The sequence below is a fragment of the Plantactinospora sp. BC1 genome (genome assembly GCF_003030345.1).
In the GTDB taxonomy this organism is placed as follows: Bacteria; Actinomycetota; Actinomycetes; order Mycobacteriales; family Micromonosporaceae; genus Plantactinospora.
Window position 1 is genome coordinate 4520683 of sequence record NZ_CP028158.1, and the last position, 18567, is coordinate 4539249.

Genomic DNA, 18567 nt, shown 5'->3' on the forward strand with positions numbered 1-18567 from the left:
ACACGTTCTATCCACAGCCTGTGGATAGAACGTGTGTACGACGGATCCTCGCTCAGTCGACCGGGGTGGACGGGCGGCGTACCCGCTGCCGGACCCGGTCGGCGGCGAGCCCGGCGTACCGGCCGGCGACGAACCGGGTGGCCGAGGCGAGCGACCGGATCCCGCCGACCGGGATCGTCTCCACCCCGGCCAGGGCCGCCCGCCGGGCCCGCTTGTCCGGCCGGACCACCAGCCGGGGTCGGGGGGAGACCCACCTGTTCTCCGGCAGCAGCCGCAGGTCGGCCACCCCGAAGTCGTCGCCGCTGACCCAGCGCCGCCCGGCCACCTCGGCGACCACCTCGTCTAGGGCCTCGTCCGGCCGGCGTACCCGGAGGGCGCGGCTGCGCGCCGAGGTGCGCCAGAGCGACAGCCCGTCGTCCGGTGCCGTCGCCCCGACGGTCAGCAGCCGGACCAGGCCGACCTGCCACTGGTCGGCGACCGCCACCAGCCGGCGTACGGTGTCGGCGTCGACCCCCAGGTGCGACCCGAGTTCCAACAGGTACGGCGAGGGGTACGCGGTCGTCGGCGGCTGCCCGGCCAACTCCACCCGGGGCTCCGAGCGGTACGTCGCGGCGAGCAGCCGCCGGTCCAGCAGCGGGTCGACCAGTACCGAGCGGCGGTCATCGGTCAGTTCGGCCCACTCCGCCACCAGCACCACCCGCAGGTCGGTCTGGTCACCGGCGAGCAGCCGGTCGACGCAGGTGCGGACCATCTCGTACGGCCCGTCGGCCCGGACCACCGCCACCACCAGCGGTACCGCCCAGCTCCGGTGTGCGGCGGAGCGCAGGTAGCGGGGCTGTGGCATCAGGTCGGCCAGGAACGGCCGGTTGTACCGGCGCAGCGCCTCGCCCCGGGTCATCATGTGCGACGGCCCGAGGTGCCAGCTCCGGGCCCGGGGTTCGGGCACGAAGACCGCACCGGCCTGGGCCAGCCGGTAGCCGAACTCGGTGTCCTCGCCGAGTCGCAGCTCGGGGTTGAGCCCGCCGGTCTCGTCGTAGAGGCTGCGCGGCAGTGCGGCGGTGGCGCCGACGTGTGCCCGGAAGTTCAGGTGGTCGCCGCCCCGGAGCTGGTCGGTGTCGTCGATCAGGCGTTCGACGTACTCGTGCGGTTGTGAGTCGTCGAGCCGGAAGAGCCGGTCGGCGGTGCCGGCCGCGCAGCTCTCGGCGACCTGTTCCGGGGTGGGCCAGTCGGCCTCGACGAAGCGCTTGTAGCCGAGGGTGACCACCTCGTCGCTGACGTGCTGCCAGCGGGCCTGCGCCGCCACGTGTTCCGGGAAGACCACCATGTCGGCGTCGAGCCAGTGCAGGATCTCGCCCTCGCTGCACGCCGCGCCGACGTGCAGCGCGGCCGACCGGCCCCATTCGGCGCAGTGGTCGGCGACCCGGAGCAGCCGGCAGTTCTCGGGGCGGATCGGGGGCAGGACCAGCGGCGGGTCGCTGCCGTCGTCCACCACCACCACCTCCAGCAACCCCGACGGGTACGTCTGGGCGCGCAGCGCGGCGAGGGTGAGGTCGAGCGAGGTTTGGCAGTTGTGGGCCGGGACGATCAGCGAGACGGATCGGGTCGGCTGCCAGTCGGCCAGTTCGGGTGGGGTGAGCCGACTCCAGTCGTTCCGAAACAACCGGACCGGGGGATGGGCCGTCGTGGCCCGGGTGCGGCTGGACACGCGGCACAGTGTAACTATCCCGTCGCCGAGAGCTGATAATCGCGCGCCGCGTGGCGGATGTCCGTCGAAACAGGCCGACCCGTCGACTACCGTAAGTGCCTTCGCGATAGCGCCACGTAGGCTGGCGTCGGTGCTCGGCCGACGAAGGGATCGGCGTGCCAGGCAGGGACGACCCGGAGAAGTACCTCCGCTGGCGGATTGCCGTCGGCGAACCCGACGGCCGGCGACGGTGGTCGCCGGTCATGCTCGGCTCCCGACTGACCCGGATCCCCGGCCCGGCCCCCCCGACCCGGGTGCCCGGCCAGGGCGCGGCCGAGCCGGCACCCCGGGACCGCGCCGGGCCCGCCTGGCAGCGGATCTTCGTCGCCCGGATGGCCGTCGCCGCCCGGTCGGTGAGCTGGCTGCGGCACCTGCTCGACCATCCGGTCGGGCTGACCCGGGTACGCCGGGTCGGCGTCGTCGTGCAGGAGTGGGAGATCCCGCAGCGCGGCTGGTCCGGCCGGCTCGGCCCGATACCGCACCTGCTCGCCCAGCGGGTCACCCTGCCCCGGCACGACCGGGGCCGGGCGGTCGTCGAGATCGAACTGCGCTGGTCCGTACCGCTGCGCTCGGTGGTGGCGGCCGTGCTGCCGCTGCTCACCCCGGTCCGTCCACTGCCGACGCCGGGCAGCCCGGAGGTGACCGCCCAGGACGTCCTCCCCGGCTGGCTGGGCGCCGGCCCCGGCCTCGCCGTCGTCGCGGGGGAGTTGCCGGGCGACCCGGCGGTCCGCCCGTACGACCTGGTGCTCCGGCCGGACGGCGGTGACCCGTCGGTGGCCGGGGACGGGGCCGGGACGGCGTACCGGGGCCGGCTGACCGTGGACCGGCTCGGCGTGCCGGACACCGAGGACGGCGGCCGGACCGGACCGGTACTCCTCGACGCCGAACACGCCGTCCCGGTCGGCCGGTACGGGCCGTTCGGGCCGGACGCGCCCCGGGCCGAGCTGACCTTCTCGCCCGGACCGGACGGCGGGAGCTGGCGGATCCGGGGACCGGCCGGGCTGGACCGGCAGGGTCGGCTCGACCGGCCGTGGCTGTCCGAGCAGGACTGGTCGGCGCTGGCCGGGATCGGAGTGCTGCACTGCGTGGTACCCGGACTGCGGCCCCGGGCCGAGGCCGCCCTGCTGCTGCACCTCGCGCTGGCCGGGGTACTCGTCTGGGCGCCCGGCCTGCCGGTCTCCTGCCGGGCGCAGTTGGCCGACGAGGTGGTCGAGGTGCTCCGCGCGCCGCTGCCCGACCGCCCCGGTGGCCGGCCCGACCCGCAGACCGAACTGGAGTGGGAGGCCCGGGCCGTACGCCAGCGCCGGGCGGTGCTGCGCCGGCACGCCCGGGGCTTCGCGCTGCCCCGGCTGGCGGCGGCCACCTTTCCCGGCCTCGGCGCGCTGCCGCCGGTCTCGGTGCTGTTGGTGACCCGGCGGCTGGAGCACGTCCTCGACGCGGTCGCGGCGGCGGCGGCGCAGAGCTATCCCGAGCTGGAGATCGTGCTCTGCCTGCACGGCACGGGCCTGCCCGTCGAGCTGCGCCAGCGGCTCGCCGACTGCGGGCGGCCGGTCGAGGTCGTCGAGGTGCCGGCCGGGCAGAGCTTCGGCGAGGCGCTGGTCGCGGCGACCGCCCGGGCCCGGGGCACCCTGGTCACGAAGTTCGACGACGACGACACGTACGGGCCGGAGCACGTCTGGGACCTGGTCCTGGCCCGGCACCACTCCGGCGCGACGATGGTCGGCAAGGCGGCCGAGTTCGTCTATCTCGGCGCGCTGGACACCACCGTGCGGCGGGACGCCGGGGCGGCCGAGAGCTTCGCCCCGGTCGTCGCCGGTGGCACGATCCTGATCGGCCGGGGCGATCTGGCCGAGGTGGGTGGCTGGCGCCCGGTGCCGAGTTCGGTCGACCGGGGACTCATCGACCGGGTCCGCCGGGCCGGTGGGCTCGTCTACCGGACCCATCCGCTCGGCTACGTCTATCAGCGCCGGCCGGCCGGGCACACCTGGGATCCGGGTCTGGAGTACTTCCTGCGGGACGGTGGGGCGCAGTGGACCGGGCTGCCCCGGCACGGCGAATTCGGTACCGCCGGTACCGATCCCGGGCCGCCGACCAGCCGGTGGAAGTTTCATCAGCGGAGGTCGAATCGAGTCTGGTAACCGTCATGTCACAACGTGAACATGGCACGTTTACCCGATGGGCTTCTGTGATGATCCTCGTCACAGTCATTCCCGGGGCCGGCCATAACGCTGCGGGGAGGTGACGGTGACTACCGTCGCGCTCAAAGACGTCACGAAGGTATTCCCGGATGGGACAGTGGCGGTCGACAACGTCAGTCTCGACGTCAACGACGGCGAGTTCATGGTGTTGCTCGGGCCTTCGGGCTGCGGAAAGTCCACCGTACTCAGGATGGTCGCCGGTCTGGAGGACCCGACGACCGGCGCCGTGATGCTCGACGGCGAACTGGCGAACGACCTGCCGCCACGGGACCGTGGAATTGCCATGGTCTTCCAGGATTTCGCGCTGTATCCGCATATGTCGGTAGGGGCGAACATTGCCTTCCCGCTCCGGCTCTCCGGCGTCGAGGAAGGGGCCCGCGGCGAGCGGGTCGCCGACGTGGCGAGTGCGCTCGGCATCGGCGACGTACTCGGCCGCAAGCCCAGCCAGCTCTCCGGCGGGCAGCGGCAGCGGGTGGCGATGGGCCGGGCGATCGTCCGGCGCCCGGGACTGTTCCTGATGGACGAGCCGCTCTCCAACCTGGACAGCGGGCTGCGGGCGGAGCTGCGGGCCGAGATCTCCGGGCTGGTCCGCGAACTCGGGGTGAGCACCATCTACGTCACCCACGACCAGGCCGAGGCGCTGACCATGGCCGACCGGGTGGCGATCATGCGCAAGGGCGTCCTCCAGGACGTCGGGACCCCGACCCAGGTGTACGGCCGCCCGGCCACCCTCTACGTCGCGGCGTTCCTGGGCAGCCCCCGGATGAACCTGCTGGAGGCGACCGTCTACGTGCACCTCGACCGGTACGTCGCGCTCAACCTCGGCGAGCAGGCGCTCTATCTGCCCTGGGACGACATCCGGGCCCGGGCGGTCGCGCACTACCACGGCGAGCGGATCGTGGTCGGGATGCGGGCCGAGGCGCTGACCCCGGTCGCACCGGACACGCCGGGCGACGTGTTGCAGGGGCGGATCCGCTATCTGGAGCACCACGGGCACGAGTCGCTGGCGTTCCTCGACATCGGGGCGACCGCGATCGTCGTCGACGACCTGGGCGGCCCGGTCACCGACGAGCGTCCGGCCGGAGGTGGCCGGGGGCTGCGGCGGCTCGGCCAGGTGATGCAGCGGCTGACCGGACGCGCCGTCGGGTCGGCTCAGCAGACCCAGGAGGAGCGGGGCGGCCGGGGCGGCAGCGTGCTGGACCCGGGCCGGCACCACCGCCGTCCGGCCGAGCTGGCGGTACGGCTGGCGCCGTACCCGGCGGTCACCTCGGGCCACCCGATGGCCGTCTCGGTACGCATGGACGCGGTGCACTTCTTCGACGAGCGCGGCGACCGGATCGACGTGGGGTGGCGCTGACCGACCCGCGTCCCTTAACGTCTGTCGATTCCCATTCATAGTGGTCCCGTTAGGAGAGCCGCTCGTGTCACAGGAACGACCCGGCCTGCTCGTGATCGAGCGGATCCTCCGCGACCGGCAGAGCATCTGGCAGCAGATCGTCGAAGAGCGTGACCTGAACGCGCTCACCGGTCGGATGCTGGCCAGTTCGGCGATCGCGCTGGCCTGTTACGGCGCCGTACTCGGTGCCTTCCACAGCGTCCTGATGGCCCTGACCTCGGCGGTGAAGCTGCCGCTGCTCTTCCTGGTCACGCTGGCCATCTGCCTGCCGACGCTCTATCTGTTCAACCTGGTCTTCGGGGCCCGGCTCTCGGTGCGGCAGGCCATCTCGATGGTGATGGTGGCGATCACGGTCACCTCGATGCTGGCCGTGGCGTTCGCGCCGATCAGCCTCTTCTTCCTGATCACCGCGCCGGACTACGCCTTCTTCAAGTTGCTCAACGTGGCGATCCTGACCATGTCGGCGCTGGTCGGGCTGCGTTTCCTGACCGGTGGCATGCAGGTGCTCAACGCACACGGCCTGCTCGCGCCGACCGCCGCCGCGCCGACCGCCGGCCAGTCGGCCGCCGCGGTGACGGCCGGTCAGCCGGCCGTGGCCGCCCCGGCCCAGCCGGGTGCGGCGGCGGCGCCGGCCGTGGCGCCGCAGCCGGTGCCGGTCGCGGTCGGCGCGGTGAACGGCGAGGCTCCGGCCCCGGCGACCACGGTCAACGGGGACGGGCCGGCCACTCCCGCCCCGGCCACGCCCGCCCAGCCGGCGGTCGGCACGCCAGCTCCGGTCGAGGCGGCGGCCCCGGCCGTCGCGCCGGCGGCCCCGGCCGTCGCCCCGACGGCTCCGCCCCAGCCGGCTCCGGCGCAGGTGCTGCCGGGGCAGGCGGTTCCGGGGCAGGTGGTCGCGGGGCAGTTCCTGCCGCAGTACGGCTACCGGGGGCCGGACCCGCACCCGATCGGCCGGCCGGGAGCGCCACATTCCGCGTCCGGCGGTCCCCGCCCGGCGAGCATGACCCTGCTCTACATCTGGATCCTGCTCTTCGGGTTCGTCGGTACCCAGTTGGCGTGGACGCTGCGGCCGTTCTTCGGCGACCCGGAGCGGCCGTTCGCGCTCTTCCGCAGCATCGACGGGAACTTCTACGCGGAGATCCTGCGTAGCCTGGGCAACCTCTTCTGAGCTTGTCCGGAGGCTTGCCGCCGGAAGTTACCAGCGAGTAGCGTACGGCCATGTCTCCCGACGTACGGCAGATCGCCGCCGGCCTGCTCGAGGCCGTACCGTTCGCCCGGACCCTCGGCTTCGAGCTGGTCGAGGTGACCCCGGACGGGGCCGGCGGGATCGAGGCCGTCGTCCGGCTGCCCGACTCGCCGCCGACGCACAACCACGTCGGTGGCCCGCACGCCGGTGCGCTCTTCACGCTCGGCGAGACCGCCTCCGGCGCGGTGGTGCTCGCCGCGTTCGGGCAGCTCTTCGGGCGCGCGGTACCGCTGGCCACCCAGGCGGAGATCCGCTACCGGCGGCTGGCGATGGGTGCGGTCCGGGCGACGGCCCGGCTGGGGCGCCCGGCCGCCGAGGTGGTGGCGGAGTTCGAGTCCGGCGCCCGGCCGGAGTTCCCGGTCGCGGTGGAGATCGGCACCGAGGACGGGACGTCGACCACCGAGATGACCGTGTACTGGACGCTCAAGCCGCGCTGACCCCGCTTCCCCGGAGGCTCGGTCCGGGTCTCCCTGAACCGTCCCTGAGTTCCGTCGCCGTTGGTGGACGACGACCTCATATGAAGGCAGGCTACATGTAGTCAGCTGAGATATGGGGAGGTGTCGGAATGGCCGGCGGGGGATCACGGCTCTGGCTGCGGGTACTGCTCGGAGTCTTCTCGGTCGTACTGCTGCTCTGCGGGATCGGCACGGCGGTGGGCACCTGGGTCTGGACCCGGAACGTCGTCGACACCCGTGGCGAGGTCGACTTCGTCAACCGGCTGGCCGTACCGCCGCTGGCCGAGTCGCGGATCGACGGCCAGGGACGCCGGGTCTTCGACCTGCGGGCCCAGCCCGGCCAGCGGGACTTCGATCAGGGCGGCGCCACCGCCACCTGGGGCTTCAACGGCGACTACCTCGGGCCGACGCTGCGGGCGAAGCGTGGCGAACAGGTACTCGTCAACGTCGTCAACGGGATCGGCCGGCCGACCACGGTGCACTGGCACGGCATGCACCTGCCGGCGGCGATGGACGGCGGTCCGCACCAGATGGTCCGGCCCGGCGCGACCTGGTCGCCGCAGTGGAAGATCGACCAGCCCGCCGCCACGCTCTGGTACCACCCACACCCGCACGGCGAGACCGCCGAGCACGTCTACCGGGGACTCGCCGGGATGTTCATCCTGGACGACGAGCCGTCGGCCGCGCTGGCGCTGCCCCAGCGGTACGGCGTCGACGACATCCCACTGATCGTGCAGGACCGCCAGTTCCACTCCGACGGGCGGTTCGACGAGAGCCGCTCCAGCCTCGGCGGCGTCGGCATCCTCGGCGACACGATCCTGGTCAACGGCACCGTCGGGCCGTACCTGGACGTCACCACCGAACGGGTCCGGTTGCGGCTGCTCAACGGCTCCAACGCCCGCACGTACGACTTCGGGTTCGCCGACGACCGTGCCTTCGCCCTGATCGGCACCGACGGCGGCCTGCTGGAACGTCCGCACCGGACCGGCCGGATCCGGCTCTCGCCCGGCGAGCGGGCCGAGATCGTGGTGGCGGTGCGGCCGGCGGAGCGGGTGGTGCTGCGCAGCTACCCGCCGGACCAGGGCGTCGAGTTCCTCGGCGGCCGCTTCACCGGCGGCGACGACACCTTCGACGTACTCGAACTGCGGGCCGCCGGAAACCTCGCGGCGTCACCGGAGGTGCCGGACCGGCTGGTACCGGTCGACCGGCTCGACCCGGCCTCGGCCGCGCAGACCCGGCGGTTCCGGCTGAACGGACGCCAGATCAACAACCGGCCCATGGACATGGGGCGGATCGACTTCGCGGTCACCCGGGACACCACCGAGATCTGGGAGATCGAGAAGCAGGACGCCACCCCGCACAGCTTCCACGTGCACGACGTGCAGTTCCAGGTGCTCTCGGTGGACGGCCGGGAACCGCCGCCGGAACTGGCCGGCTGGAAGGACACCGTACTGCTCACCGCCGGCGACTCGATCCGGATCATCGCCCGGTTCGCCGACTACACCGACCCGAACATGCCGTACATGTTCCACTGTCACCTCCTCGACCACGAGGACCTCGGAATGATGGGGCAGTTCGTGGTGGTCGAGCCGGGCCAGCGGCCGGGCCGGCCACCCGGCGGGCACGGGCACGCCCAGCACCGGTGACCGGCCGGGGCTCCCCCGGCGGCACGGTCGCCGGGGGAGCCCCGGGGGCGCATCGGCGTGGCCGAACCCGAAACCCTGCCGCGCGATGCCTTCCCGGTTAGGTTGTTAGGCGTGTTGGGCCTACCCGCGCACGTGACCGCCTGCCTCTTCGACCTCGACGGTGTGCTGACCCAGACCGCCCGGGTGCACAACGCCGCCTGGGCGGAAACCTTCGACGACTTCCTCCGGCGGCGGGCCGCGGCCACCGGCGAACCGTTCCGGCCGTACGACCCCGGGGACGACTACAACCGGTACGTCGACGGCCGCCCCCGGGCCGACGGGGTGCGTACCTTCCTCGCCTCCCGGAACATCACCCTGCCGGAGGGCGACCCGGACGACCCGCCGACCCTGGACACCGTCAACGGGGTCGGCAACCGCAAGAACGTCATCCTGCTACAGCGGATCCACGCCGACGGCGTGCTGCCGTACCAGGGATCGGTGGACTACCTGCACGCCGCGCAGGCGGCCGGGCTGCGCCGGGCCGTCGTCTCGGCCAGCGCCAACGCCGCCGACGTGGTCGCGGCGGCCGGCCTCGAACCGCTGATCGAGGCCCGGGTGGACGGTGTCGTCGCCCGGCGACGCGGGCTGCGCGGCAAGCCCCATCCGGACACCTTCCTGGCCGGCGCCGAACTGCTCGGGGTCCGCCCCGACCAGGCCGTGGTCTTCGAGGACGCGCTGGCCGGGGTGGCGGCGGGCCGGGCCGGCAACTTCGGCTACGTGGTCGGGGTCGACCGGGTGGGCCAGGCCGACGCGTTACGCGCACACGGCGCCGACATCGTGGTGCGCGACCTCTCCGAACTACTCGGCGGGGCGGGCGGCGACCCGACGGCGAGCGGTCGGGGTGGTGCCGGAACGGCGCAGGCCGGGCCGGAGGTGGTCCGGTGACTGCGAGGAGGCGCCGATGATCCGGGAACGGGCCTATCCCGTCGAGCCGTGGCACGTCCGGGAGACCCGGCTCGACCTGGACGTACTCGCCCAGTCCGAGTCGGTGTTCGCACTCTCGAACGGGCACATCGGGCTGCGCGGCAACCTGGACGAGGGCGAGCCGCACGGCCTGCCGGGGACGTACCTGAACTCCTTCTACGAGCTGCGGCCGCTGCCGTACGCGGAGGCGGGTTACGGCTTCCCCGAGTCGGGCCAGACGATCGTCAACGTCACCAACGGCAAGCCGATCCGGCTGCTCGTCGACGACGAGCCCTTCGACGTCCGGTACGGCGAACTGCTCAGCCACGAGCGGGTGCTCGACCTGCGCGCCGGCACCCTGCAACGGTCGGTCGAGTGGCGCTCCCCGGCCGGGCGTACGGTGCGGATCTGCTCGACCCGGCTGGTCTCGTTCACCCAGCGCTCCATCGCGGCGATCGAATACCGGGTGGAGCCGGTCGACGGGCCGATGCGGCTGATCGTCCAGTCGGAACTGGTCGCCAACGAGCAGCTTCCGGCGCAGAGCCGGGACCCCCGGGTGGCGGCGGTGCTGGAGTCGCCGTTGCAGTCCGAGGAGCAGTTGGTGCACAGCGACGGCGCGCTGCTGATCCACCGCACCAAGGCGAGCGGGCTGCGGGTGGCCGTCTCGATGAGCCACGAGGTGCACGGGCCGGAACGCAAGCTCGTCGGCACCGAGGCGTACGAGGACTGGGCCCGGACCACCGTCACCTCGGTGATCAAGCCGGGTGAGCAGCTCCGGATCGTCAAGTTCGTCGCGTACGGCTGGTCGAGCCGCCGGTCCCGCCCGGCGCTGCGTGACCAGGTGGCGGCGGCGTTGGCCGGTGCGAAGTTCTCCGGCTGGGACGGGCTCTGCACCGAGCAGCGCAGCTATCTCGACACCTTCTGGGACGACTCCGACGTGCGGGTCGAGGGCGACCCGGAGGTGCAGCAGGCGGTCCGGTTCGGACTCTTCCACGTGCTACAGGCGGGCGCCCGGGCCGAGTTGCGGCCGATCGCGGCGAAGGGCCTGACCGGGCCGGGCTACGACGGGCACGCGTTCTGGGACACCGAGACCTTCGTACTCCCGGTGCTGACCTACACCCTGCCGTCGGCGGTCGCCTCCGCGCTGCGCTGGCGGCACTCCACCCTGCACCTGGCCCAGGAACGGGCCCGGACGCTGGGCCTGCGCGGCGCCGCCTTCCCGTGGCGGACCATCCGGGGCCAGGAGACCTCGGCGTACTGGCCGGCCGGGACCGCCGGGTTCCACATCGCGGCCGACATCGCCGACGCGGTACGCCGGTACGTGCAGGCGACCGACGACGAGCAGTTCGAACGCGAGGTCGGGCTGGAACTGCTGGTGGAGACGGCGCGACTCTGGCGCTCGCTGGGGCACCACGACCGGCACGGCCGGTTCCACCTGGACGGGGTGACCGGGCCGGACGAGTACACGGCGGTGAAGAGCGACAACGTCTACACCAACCTGATGGCCCAGCGGAACCTGCTGGCCGCCGCCGACGCCGCCGCCCGGCACGGCGAGGAGGCCTGGAAGCTCGGCGTCGACGACGAGGAGACCGCCGCCTGGCGGGACGCCGCGCGCGACATGCACGTCCCGTACGACCCGGAGCTGGGCGTGCACCCGCAGGTGGAGGGCTTCACCCGCTTCCAGGAGTGGGACTTCGCGAGCACCCCGCCGGAGCAGTACCCGCTGCTGCTCAACTACCCCTACTTCGACCTGTACCGCAAACAGGTGATCAAGCAGGCCGACCTGGTGCTGGCGATGCACTGGCGCGGCGACGCGTTCAGCGACGAGGAGAAGGCGGCGAACTTCGCCTACTACGAGCGGCGTACGGTCCGCGACTCGTCGTTGTCGGCGTGCACCCAGGCGGTGCTGGCGGCCGAGACCGGGCACCTGGAGCTCGCGCACGACTATCTGGGCGAGGCGGCCCTGATGGACCTGCACGACCTCAACCAGAACACCCGGGACGGCGTGCACGTCGCCTCCCTGGCCGGGGCGTGGATCGCCCTGGTGGCCGGGTTCGGCGGGATGCGCGACCACACCGCGACACTCTCCTTCGCACCCCGGCTGCCGAGCCGGATCGACCGGCTGGAGTTCTCGCTCCGCTACCGGGGCGTGCACCTGCGGGTGGACGTCCGGCCGCGCGAGGCGACGTACGAGCTGCGCGACGGCGAGCCGGACGACGCCCTCGAACTGCTGCACCACGGGGAGAAGGTCCGGATCACCTGCCTGGAGCCGGTGACCCGGCCGATCCCGCCGGCCCGCCCGACGGGCCCGCAGCCCGCCCAACCGGCCGGCCGCGCCCCGGTCCGACGTACCCCGGAGAGCGAACCGACCTGACCCTCCCGTCCCGACGGTCCGCTCGGCCGGGGGGTGTTCCCCCGGCCGTCAGACCAGCGACAGGTGTACGTGGTTGGTGTGGTCGCTGGACGGGTCGCCGTGTGCGCCGCCGTACGACTTCCAGCCGATCGTCGGCAACCAGATCTGCCGGTACCAGATCACGTACAGCACCCCGATCCGGTCGGCGTTGCGGACGAAGAACGCGGCGAGGTTGTTGCCGTACGTCCGGTCGGCGCCGGTGGCGGCACCTCGGAAGCCACCCGCCTCGGCGGAGAAGTCGCAGGCCCGCCCCTTCGGGTGCTCGTACGGGCCGCCGGAGCGGTAGCAGCCGGTGAAGCGGCCGAAGCCGGCCCGGCGTGCCTCGGTGTAGGCGTGCAGGGTGCGTGGTGTGACGCAGCCCGTGGTGGTCGGGTCGGGCTGGCTGCACGACTGTGGTGGCCAGGAGCCGTCGGCGGCGCGTGGCGCGGGTCGGGCCACCGGCGAACTCGCGTTGACGAAGCCTCCGGTGGAGGCGCCGCCGACCTGGGCCAGCGCCCGCTCGGCGGCCTGCTTCTGCCGCAGCATGATGGCGAGTTGGCGGCGCTCCTCGACCACCTCGGCGTCGAGCGCCTGCTTCGCCCGCGCGGCCCGCTCCCGGGCCTGGCCGAGTGCGCGCAGTACGTCGTTGTCCCGCAGCGCCACCGCCTCCAGGCCACGGGCGCGCTCCAGGAGTTCGTCGGCCGAGCCGCTGTGCAGCAGTACCAGCACCGGGCCGATCCGGCCGGTCTGGTACGCCGTCCGGGCCACCTGCTCCACCCGGGGCCGCAACTGCGCGATGCGTTCCTCGACCCGGCGTAGCTCGGCGACGATCTTCGCCTGTCGAGCTTTCGCGTTGGCCAGCGCGTTTCTGGCCTGTAGGTAACCTCGGCCGGTCGATTCGAGCACGTCCCGTAGGAGCGGGGTGTCGCCTTCGTCGCCGAGGACGGCGGGGCTGTTCGCCTCCGCCACGCCGGGCCGGAGTGCTGCCCCGGCGAGCGCGCCGAACGTGGCGAGCAGGGCCAGGGCCAGCGGAAACCGCCGACGTGTGGATCCCGTCATGCATGTCCCTCCGTCGCCCGCCTACCGAGTTAGCTGACGGGTTCGGGACGGAACAAGTCCCTACCGCGGTTGCGGACTCACCCCACCTACCTGGGTCCCCGGCTCACCCGAAAGTGATTCGGCGGCGGTCACGCCGGCGCGGAGGGGTGCGCCACCGGGCGAAACCGGGGTCAGCCTACCTGATCAACTGGGTCGAACAGGTGGATTTCGGAGTGATCCGCCGTGGAAATTGCTTCATGGGCGACGTGCCGGTCGAGGCGCCGGGCAGCCCTCGGAGGCGGGGGCCGGTGTGGTGTCGGTCGAAGGATGTAGTCCGGTTTCCTCAACCGGCAGGAGGCTGGGGATAGCGGGCCTGACTAGGCTTTTCGAAGATCCTCCCGCCCCTCTTCTCCAGCAGGGATCCTCGATGTCCTCAGCCCGTAAGACGCTGCTCACCGGCCTGGCCACCTTTGTGGTGGGACTGGCGCTCCGGCTGTTCGGACCGGACGAGCATGTGGTCATCTTCACGCCCACCAAGCTCGGCGTGGTGCTGATGGTCGTTGGAGGCTTGGAGAGCCTGTACGGGGTCTACAAGATCAGGCGGGACCGCCTGGTCGAGTAGCCACCCGACACCGGGCCGGGTGGCCATCCTCGGCCGCCCGACCCGATTCCACCGCTGTCACCTCAGGTCGTGGTCAGCCGCGTGCCGTCCACACCGGGCTCTCCACGTAGTGGTTGTCGTAGCGGTCCTGGGTCTGGCCAACCTCCTGCCAGGTGGCTTCGCCCTGGTGCACCCGGTCGAGGAGCCGGTAGTAGTCGAACCGGGGCTTGCCGGGAGTGAGCACGACGAGGAAGTCGGCGTCCTGGCCGTCGGCGGGGGCGAAGGCGTGCGGGGTGTGCGGCGGGACGAAGAGCGTGTCTCCCTTGTGCAGGGTGTGCAGTTCGTCGCCGACGAGCATTTCGAGGGCGCCGTCGAGCACGAAGAACAGCTCGCCGGAGCGGGTGTGCAGGTGCGGCGGGGCGCCGTCGGTGCCGCTCTTGAGCAGGGTGCGGTTGCTGGTCAGGGTGCCGCCGGTGTGCTCGGGATCGAGTAGCAGCGTGATCACGCTGGCCGGGTCGCTCTCCAGAACCTCGGCTTCGGCTGCGCGTACCAGGGTCATTGTCGGCTCCTTCGTTGCTTCGCTGATTCCTAGACACTAGATATCCAGAATTGGTCGCGCTAGTGATCATGGCGGGCGTCACAGTTTCTGGACGTGTAAAGTCCAGAATTATGCGGACGAGCCAGGGCGTCGAATGGGCCCTCCACACGTGCCTCAACCTGAGCTGGCTGGACGACCCGGTGCCGACCGGTACCCTCGCGGCGTTCTACGAGCTGCCGCCGGCGTACCTGAACAAGCAGCTCCAAGCCCTGGTCCGGGCCGGGATCCTGACCTCGACCTCGGGGCCGCGCGGAGGCTTCCGGCTGGCCCGGGCCCCGGAGGCGGTCTCCCTACTGGACATCGTCGCCGCGATCGAGGGCCCGGAGGAGCTGTTCCGGTGCGACCAGATCCTCAGCAAGGGGCCGGGGGAGCATGCCGGCGTCGACTACCGACAGTCCTGCGCGTTCGCCCAGGCGATGCGTGGCGCGGAGCTGGCCTGGCGACGGGAGTTGGCCGGCAGGACCGTGGCCGACGTCCGGGCCGACGTCGAGCACGGGCACCCCGAGGCCCCGGCCAACACCCGGGCCAGGATCGCGGAACTGCGCTAGCGGCAATCCCACGTCGGCCGTCGTGGCGATCATCTCTGAGCCGGCGATCTCACGTCGGGTGGGTGCGGGGGTGGGACATTCGCCGAGGAGACTGTCGAGCTGCCCCGCTTGCGCGCCCACCCGCCCGGGCTGTCCGAAGCCCGGTCCCGCCCGCCGGTCGACCCGAACCGCGTCACACCGTCGACAACCCCGGCTGTCGACAACCCCGGCTTCCGTGCCCCGCCTGTGCACCCAGCTCGACAGTCTCCGCGCCGACCACCCTCGGCTCCCCTACCAGCGAGGCGAGGTTACGGTCAGAGCTGTAACCGGCGAGGTGGCTCTGCGACAGCTACTCGTCCCGGGTGCTGTCCAAGCGCTCACGACGACGCGCTGCGTACTCCCTGACATCCGCGGCGGACCAGATCCGGCCGACGGTCAACGTGTCCAGAGGCGCCGGCGGCCGGCGCTGTGGCCTGCGGATCGACCACGACGTGCCGTGCACCGGGCGGCGGTTGCGGCGGCGGCGGTCGATCTGACGGCGGCGGTCGCCGGTCAGCCGCGTGCGTCGAGCGGGACGTGCAGCTCCAGGTGTGCGGAGAGGGCGCGGAGGAAGTCCGGGGCGTCGAAGACCGCGCCGGCCGAGGCGACGCCGGTGGTCCTGGTCCGGCCGGTGAGAATCCGGTCGACGGCCTCCACCGCGAGCGGCGCGCTGATCGCGTAGATGTCCTGGCCGGCGGCGACCACCCGGCGTTCCGTGCCGCCGGAGCGGACGAGGGCGTCGACGACGAAGGTCTGCGCGGAGCGGCCGCGCTCGTCGACGGCGGTCGGTGCCGAGGCGTCGGGCGCGGCCAGCTCCCTCGCCGCCTTGGCGGTCATGTAGGTGCGCACCTCGGGTACGGCCAGGTGGCTGGGGACGGTGACGATGTCGGCCATCGAGAACTCCCCGATCACCTCCTGAGCGCCGAGCGGAGCCGGGAAGGTCCACTCCAGGGTCGGCAGGGCGTCGTCGTGGTATTCCAGCCGTCCGCCGGTGTAGCGGACCCGCCGGCCACCCCGGCGCTGCCCGGAGATCGTGCCCGAGGCGAGCGTTCCGGCGGTGGGCTGCCAACCGCTCAGGCCGTACGCGATGTGCGCCTCGTCCGCCGCCGTCCAGTCGCCCATCGCGGTGGTGACCAGCAGGTCGCCGAGGCCGCCGTAGAAGGCCATCGCCGGGACCACCACGAGGTTCGCGGCGCGGGCCCGCTCGGCGAAGTGCGCGAACGTGTCGGCGTTCGCCTCGATCTCGGCCGCCACGTCGACGTACGGGATGCCGGCGCGCAACGCCGCCTCGACCAGCGGGCCGGCGGTGCTGGCGAACGGCCCGGCGCAGTTGATCACGGCGGTCGCGCCGTCCAGGGCGCGGTCGAGCGAGGTCGGATCGTCGACCGACGCCTGCCGCGCCGCCAGCCCCGGTCGGGTCTGCGCCAGGGCCAGCAGCCTCTCCCGGTCGCGCCCGAGGAGCAGCGGGACGTACCCGCGCTCGTGCAACTCGGCGACCACGAACCGCCCGGTGTGCCCGTACGCGCCGAAGACCGCCACCTGCCGACCCGATCCCATTACCGCTCCCACCAGCCCGAAGTGATCCAGTACGAAGATCCTGTCCCGGTCGGCCCGACGGTGCCAGTGTCCGGAACGACATGACCCGTACAATTCCCGACATGAGTTCCTTCCCGCGCTCCGTGGTGGTCGCGGCTACCGACGGGATGCTGCACTTCGAGCTGGCCATGGCCTACGAGGTCTTCGGCTCCGCACCGGACGCCCTGCCCGGTCCCTGGTACGACGTCCGGGTGAGCGGCACGCACCCCGTCCGGGTCGGCCGGTTCCGGCTGGAGCCGGACTGCGGGCTGGACCGGCTGCCGAGCGCCGACACCGTGATCGTCCCGGCCCTGGCCGACGTCGACGAGGACCCGCCGGCCGACCTGGTCGCGGCGGTACGGGCGGCACACGAGTCGGGCGCGCGGGTCGTCTCGCTCTGCACCGGCGCCTTCGTACTCGCCGCCGCCGGCCTGCTGGACGGGCTGCGCGCGACGACGCACTGGGCGCACACCGAGCAACTGGCCGCGCGCTACCCCCGGGTCGAGGTCGACCCGGACGTGCTCTACGTCGACAACGGCAGCGTGCTCACCTCCGCCGGCAAGGCCGCCGCGATGGATCTCTGCCTGCACCTGGTCCGCCGCGACCACGGCTCGGCGGTCGCCAACGTGGTCGCCCGGCGCCTGGTCGTGCCGCCGCACCGGGCCGGTGGTCAGGCCCAGTTCGTCACCACCCCGGTACCGGCCCAGGACGACCATCCGCTGGCCGAACTGCTCCCCTGGGTGATGCGGCGGCTGGACCAGCCGCTCACCGTGGAGGACCTGGCCCGCCAGGCGAAGATGAGTTCACGCCACCTGGCCCGGCACTTCCACGCGGTGACCGGCACCACCCCGCTGCAATGGCTGCTGACCCAGCGGATCCGCCGCGCGCAGGAGCTGCTGGAGACCACGGACGACAGCGTCGACACCGTCGCCTCGGCCGCCGGCATGGGCACGGCGACGACGCTGCGCCGCCACTTCCAGCGCACCATCGGCGTACCGCCGGACACCTACCGCCGTACCTTCCGGGCCTGAGGCGCGGCACGCCGTGGAACCCGCCCGGCCCGACGGGAGTCAGCGGTCGCGGGGATCGTCGTTGTACCGCTCACCGCTGGACGGCATGCCCACCGCGTCGCGGGGCGGCGTCCGGCGCGGGTCGTCGAGCGACCTCGCCTTGGCCGCCTCGTCCGCCCACTCGCTCCGGTCGGGATTCTGCTGCTGTCCCGCCTCGTCGGCGCGGGCCGGGCCGGACTTCGCCTTGCCGGATTTCTGGCGGGCCATGACGTCCCTCACGTTCCTCTGCCGGTCGGCGTGAGCGCCGGCCCGGTACCTGGTCGGACGATCCGGCCTTCCCCGACTGGGTACCGGCAAACCCGGCCACCGCAGCGGCTCCCGGCGCGTGGTTGAGCCCGGCACCGCCGGGTAAGGCCGACAAAGGCGGCGGGACGGCGGCGGGACGGCACGACCGACACCGGCAAGCCGCGCCGGGAAGAGGCAGGGGAGGCAGCCGGATGGACATCCGGACCAGCGACACCACGATTCCGGCCGGCGAGGTACGACTGACCGGCGACCTGGTCGTGCCCGCCGACGCGCGCGGGATCATCCTGTTCGCGCACGGCAGCGGCAGCTCCCGGCACAGCCCGCGCAACCGGATGGTGGCCGAGGCGCTCAACCGGTACGCCCTGGCGACCGTGCTGGTCGACCTGCTGACCCGGGAGGAGGAGGCGGTCGACGACCGTACCGGGGCGCTGCGCTTCGACATCGGCCTGCTCACCGGCCGGCTCGTCAGCATCGTCGACTGGCTGGCGACCGGCGAACCGGCCGGGCGGCTCCCGATCGGCCTCTTCGGGGCGAGTACCGGAGCCGCCGCCGCGCTCTCCGCCGCCGCCCAGCGCCCCGACCAGGTGTACGCGGTCGTCTCCCGGGGCGGCCGACCCGACCTGGCCGGCGCCGACCTGCCACGGGTACGCGCCGACACCCTGCTGCTGGTCGGCGGGCTGGACGACGAGGTGCTGCGGCTCAACAACCAGGCGCTGGCCGAACTCGACAGCGGCGCGGAGCTGCGGGTGGTACCCGGTGCCAGCCACCTCTTCGAGGAGCCCGGCACGCTGGACCGGGTGGCCCGGGACGCGGCGGAGTGGTTCGTCGACCACCTGCCGCCCAGCTGACCCTCCCGC

General features: G+C 72.7%; 16 protein-coding genes and 1 riboswitch. Of the genes, 11 read left to right on the forward strand and 5 right to left on the reverse strand.

Annotated features, from left to right (window positions below; all coding sequences use genetic code 11):
- Positions 1-52 precede the first annotated feature (52 nt).
- Positions 53-1705 (reverse strand): glycosyltransferase family 2 protein, encoded by a 1653-nt coding sequence (locus C6361_RS19730; RefSeq protein WP_107268613.1) that lies wholly within the window; start codon positions 1703-1705, stop codon positions 53-55.
- A 155-nt stretch (positions 1706-1860) separates the two neighbouring features.
- Between C6361_RS19730 and C6361_RS19735 the strand changes: the two genes are divergently transcribed.
- From C6361_RS19735 to C6361_RS19765, 7 genes are all read left to right on the forward strand, one after another.
- A complete protein-coding gene (locus C6361_RS19735) occupies positions 1861-3882 on the forward strand; it encodes a glycosyltransferase (protein WP_107268614.1) in 2022 nt (673 codons plus the stop codon).
- Between the two features lie 106 nt (positions 3883-3988).
- On the forward strand, positions 3989-5299 hold the full coding sequence (locus C6361_RS19740) for an ABC transporter ATP-binding protein (protein WP_107264371.1): 1311 nt from the start codon (positions 3989-3991) through the stop codon (positions 5297-5299).
- A 64-nt stretch (positions 5300-5363) separates the two neighbouring features.
- A complete protein-coding gene (locus tag C6361_RS19745; RefSeq protein ID WP_107268615.1) occupies positions 5364-6503 on the forward strand; it encodes a hypothetical protein in 1140 nt (379 codons plus the stop codon).
- A gap of 50 nt (positions 6504-6553) precedes the next feature.
- A complete protein-coding gene (locus tag C6361_RS19750; protein ID WP_107262384.1) occupies positions 6554-7018 on the forward strand; it encodes a DUF4442 domain-containing protein in 465 nt (154 codons plus the stop codon).
- Between the two features lie 128 nt (positions 7019-7146).
- A complete protein-coding gene (locus C6361_RS19755; protein WP_107268616.1) occupies positions 7147-8682 on the forward strand; it encodes a multicopper oxidase family protein in 1536 nt (511 codons plus the stop codon).
- 111 nt (positions 8683-8793) lie between these two features.
- Positions 8794-9606: an HAD family phosphatase gene (locus C6361_RS19760; protein WP_107268617.1), complete on the forward strand. Its 813-nt coding sequence runs from the start codon at positions 8794-8796 to the stop codon at positions 9604-9606.
- Positions 9607-9622: 16 nt separating this feature from the next.
- A complete protein-coding gene (locus C6361_RS19765) occupies positions 9623-11998 on the forward strand; it encodes a glycoside hydrolase family 65 protein (RefSeq protein WP_107271046.1) in 2376 nt (791 codons plus the stop codon).
- Positions 11999-12046: 48 nt separating this feature from the next.
- Here the strand turns inward: C6361_RS19765 and C6361_RS19770 are convergent, their stop codons facing one another.
- Complete coding sequence (locus C6361_RS19770) at positions 12047-13075, reverse strand: hypothetical protein (RefSeq protein ID WP_234358898.1); 1029 nt, start codon at positions 13073-13075, stop codon at positions 12047-12049.
- A gap of 3 nt (positions 13076-13078) precedes the next feature.
- A riboswitch (cyclic di-AMP (ydaO/yuaA leader) is annotated at positions 13079-13209 on the reverse strand.
- 272 nt (positions 13210-13481) lie between these two features.
- Between C6361_RS19770 and C6361_RS19775 the strand changes: the two genes are divergently transcribed.
- Positions 13482-13676 carry a DUF5708 family protein gene (locus C6361_RS19775; RefSeq protein ID WP_107262387.1) on the forward strand — a complete coding sequence of 65 codons (195 nt, stop codon included), beginning with the start codon at positions 13482-13484 and terminating at the stop codon, positions 13674-13676.
- Between the two features lie 73 nt (positions 13677-13749).
- On the opposite strand, the gene C6361_RS19780 is transcribed toward C6361_RS19775, so the two are convergent.
- Positions 13750-14214, reverse strand: coding sequence for a cupin domain-containing protein (locus tag C6361_RS19780; RefSeq protein WP_107262388.1), 465 nt, complete (start codon positions 14212-14214; stop codon positions 13750-13752).
- Between the two features lie 110 nt (positions 14215-14324).
- On the opposite strand from C6361_RS19780, the gene C6361_RS19785 reads away from it, so the two are divergent.
- The gene (locus C6361_RS19785) at positions 14325-14801 is read left to right on the forward strand and encodes an Rrf2 family transcriptional regulator (RefSeq protein ID WP_107262389.1); all 477 of its coding nucleotides are present in this window, start codon (positions 14325-14327) and stop codon (positions 14799-14801) included.
- Positions 14802-15332: 531 nt separating this feature from the next.
- On the opposite strand, the gene C6361_RS19790 is transcribed toward C6361_RS19785, so the two are convergent.
- Complete coding sequence (locus C6361_RS19790) at positions 15333-16376, reverse strand: trans-acting enoyl reductase family protein (protein ID WP_107268618.1); 1044 nt, start codon at positions 16374-16376, stop codon at positions 15333-15335.
- A gap of 101 nt (positions 16377-16477) precedes the next feature.
- On the opposite strand from C6361_RS19790, the gene C6361_RS19795 reads away from it, so the two are divergent.
- The gene (locus C6361_RS19795; protein ID WP_107268619.1) at positions 16478-17425 is read left to right on the forward strand and encodes a helix-turn-helix domain-containing protein; all 948 of its coding nucleotides are present in this window, start codon (positions 16478-16480) and stop codon (positions 17423-17425) included.
- 39 nt (positions 17426-17464) lie between these two features.
- On the opposite strand, the gene C6361_RS19800 is transcribed toward C6361_RS19795, so the two are convergent.
- Complete coding sequence (locus C6361_RS19800; RefSeq protein ID WP_107262394.1) at positions 17465-17671, reverse strand: hypothetical protein; 207 nt, start codon at positions 17669-17671, stop codon at positions 17465-17467.
- 230 nt (positions 17672-17901) lie between these two features.
- Here C6361_RS19800 and C6361_RS19805 point away from each other — a divergent pair, with 230 nt between their 5' ends.
- Positions 17902-18558 (forward strand): dienelactone hydrolase family protein, encoded by a 657-nt coding sequence (locus tag C6361_RS19805; protein WP_107262395.1) that lies wholly within the window; start codon positions 17902-17904, stop codon positions 18556-18558.
- The last annotated feature ends 9 nt before the right edge of the window (positions 18559-18567 follow it).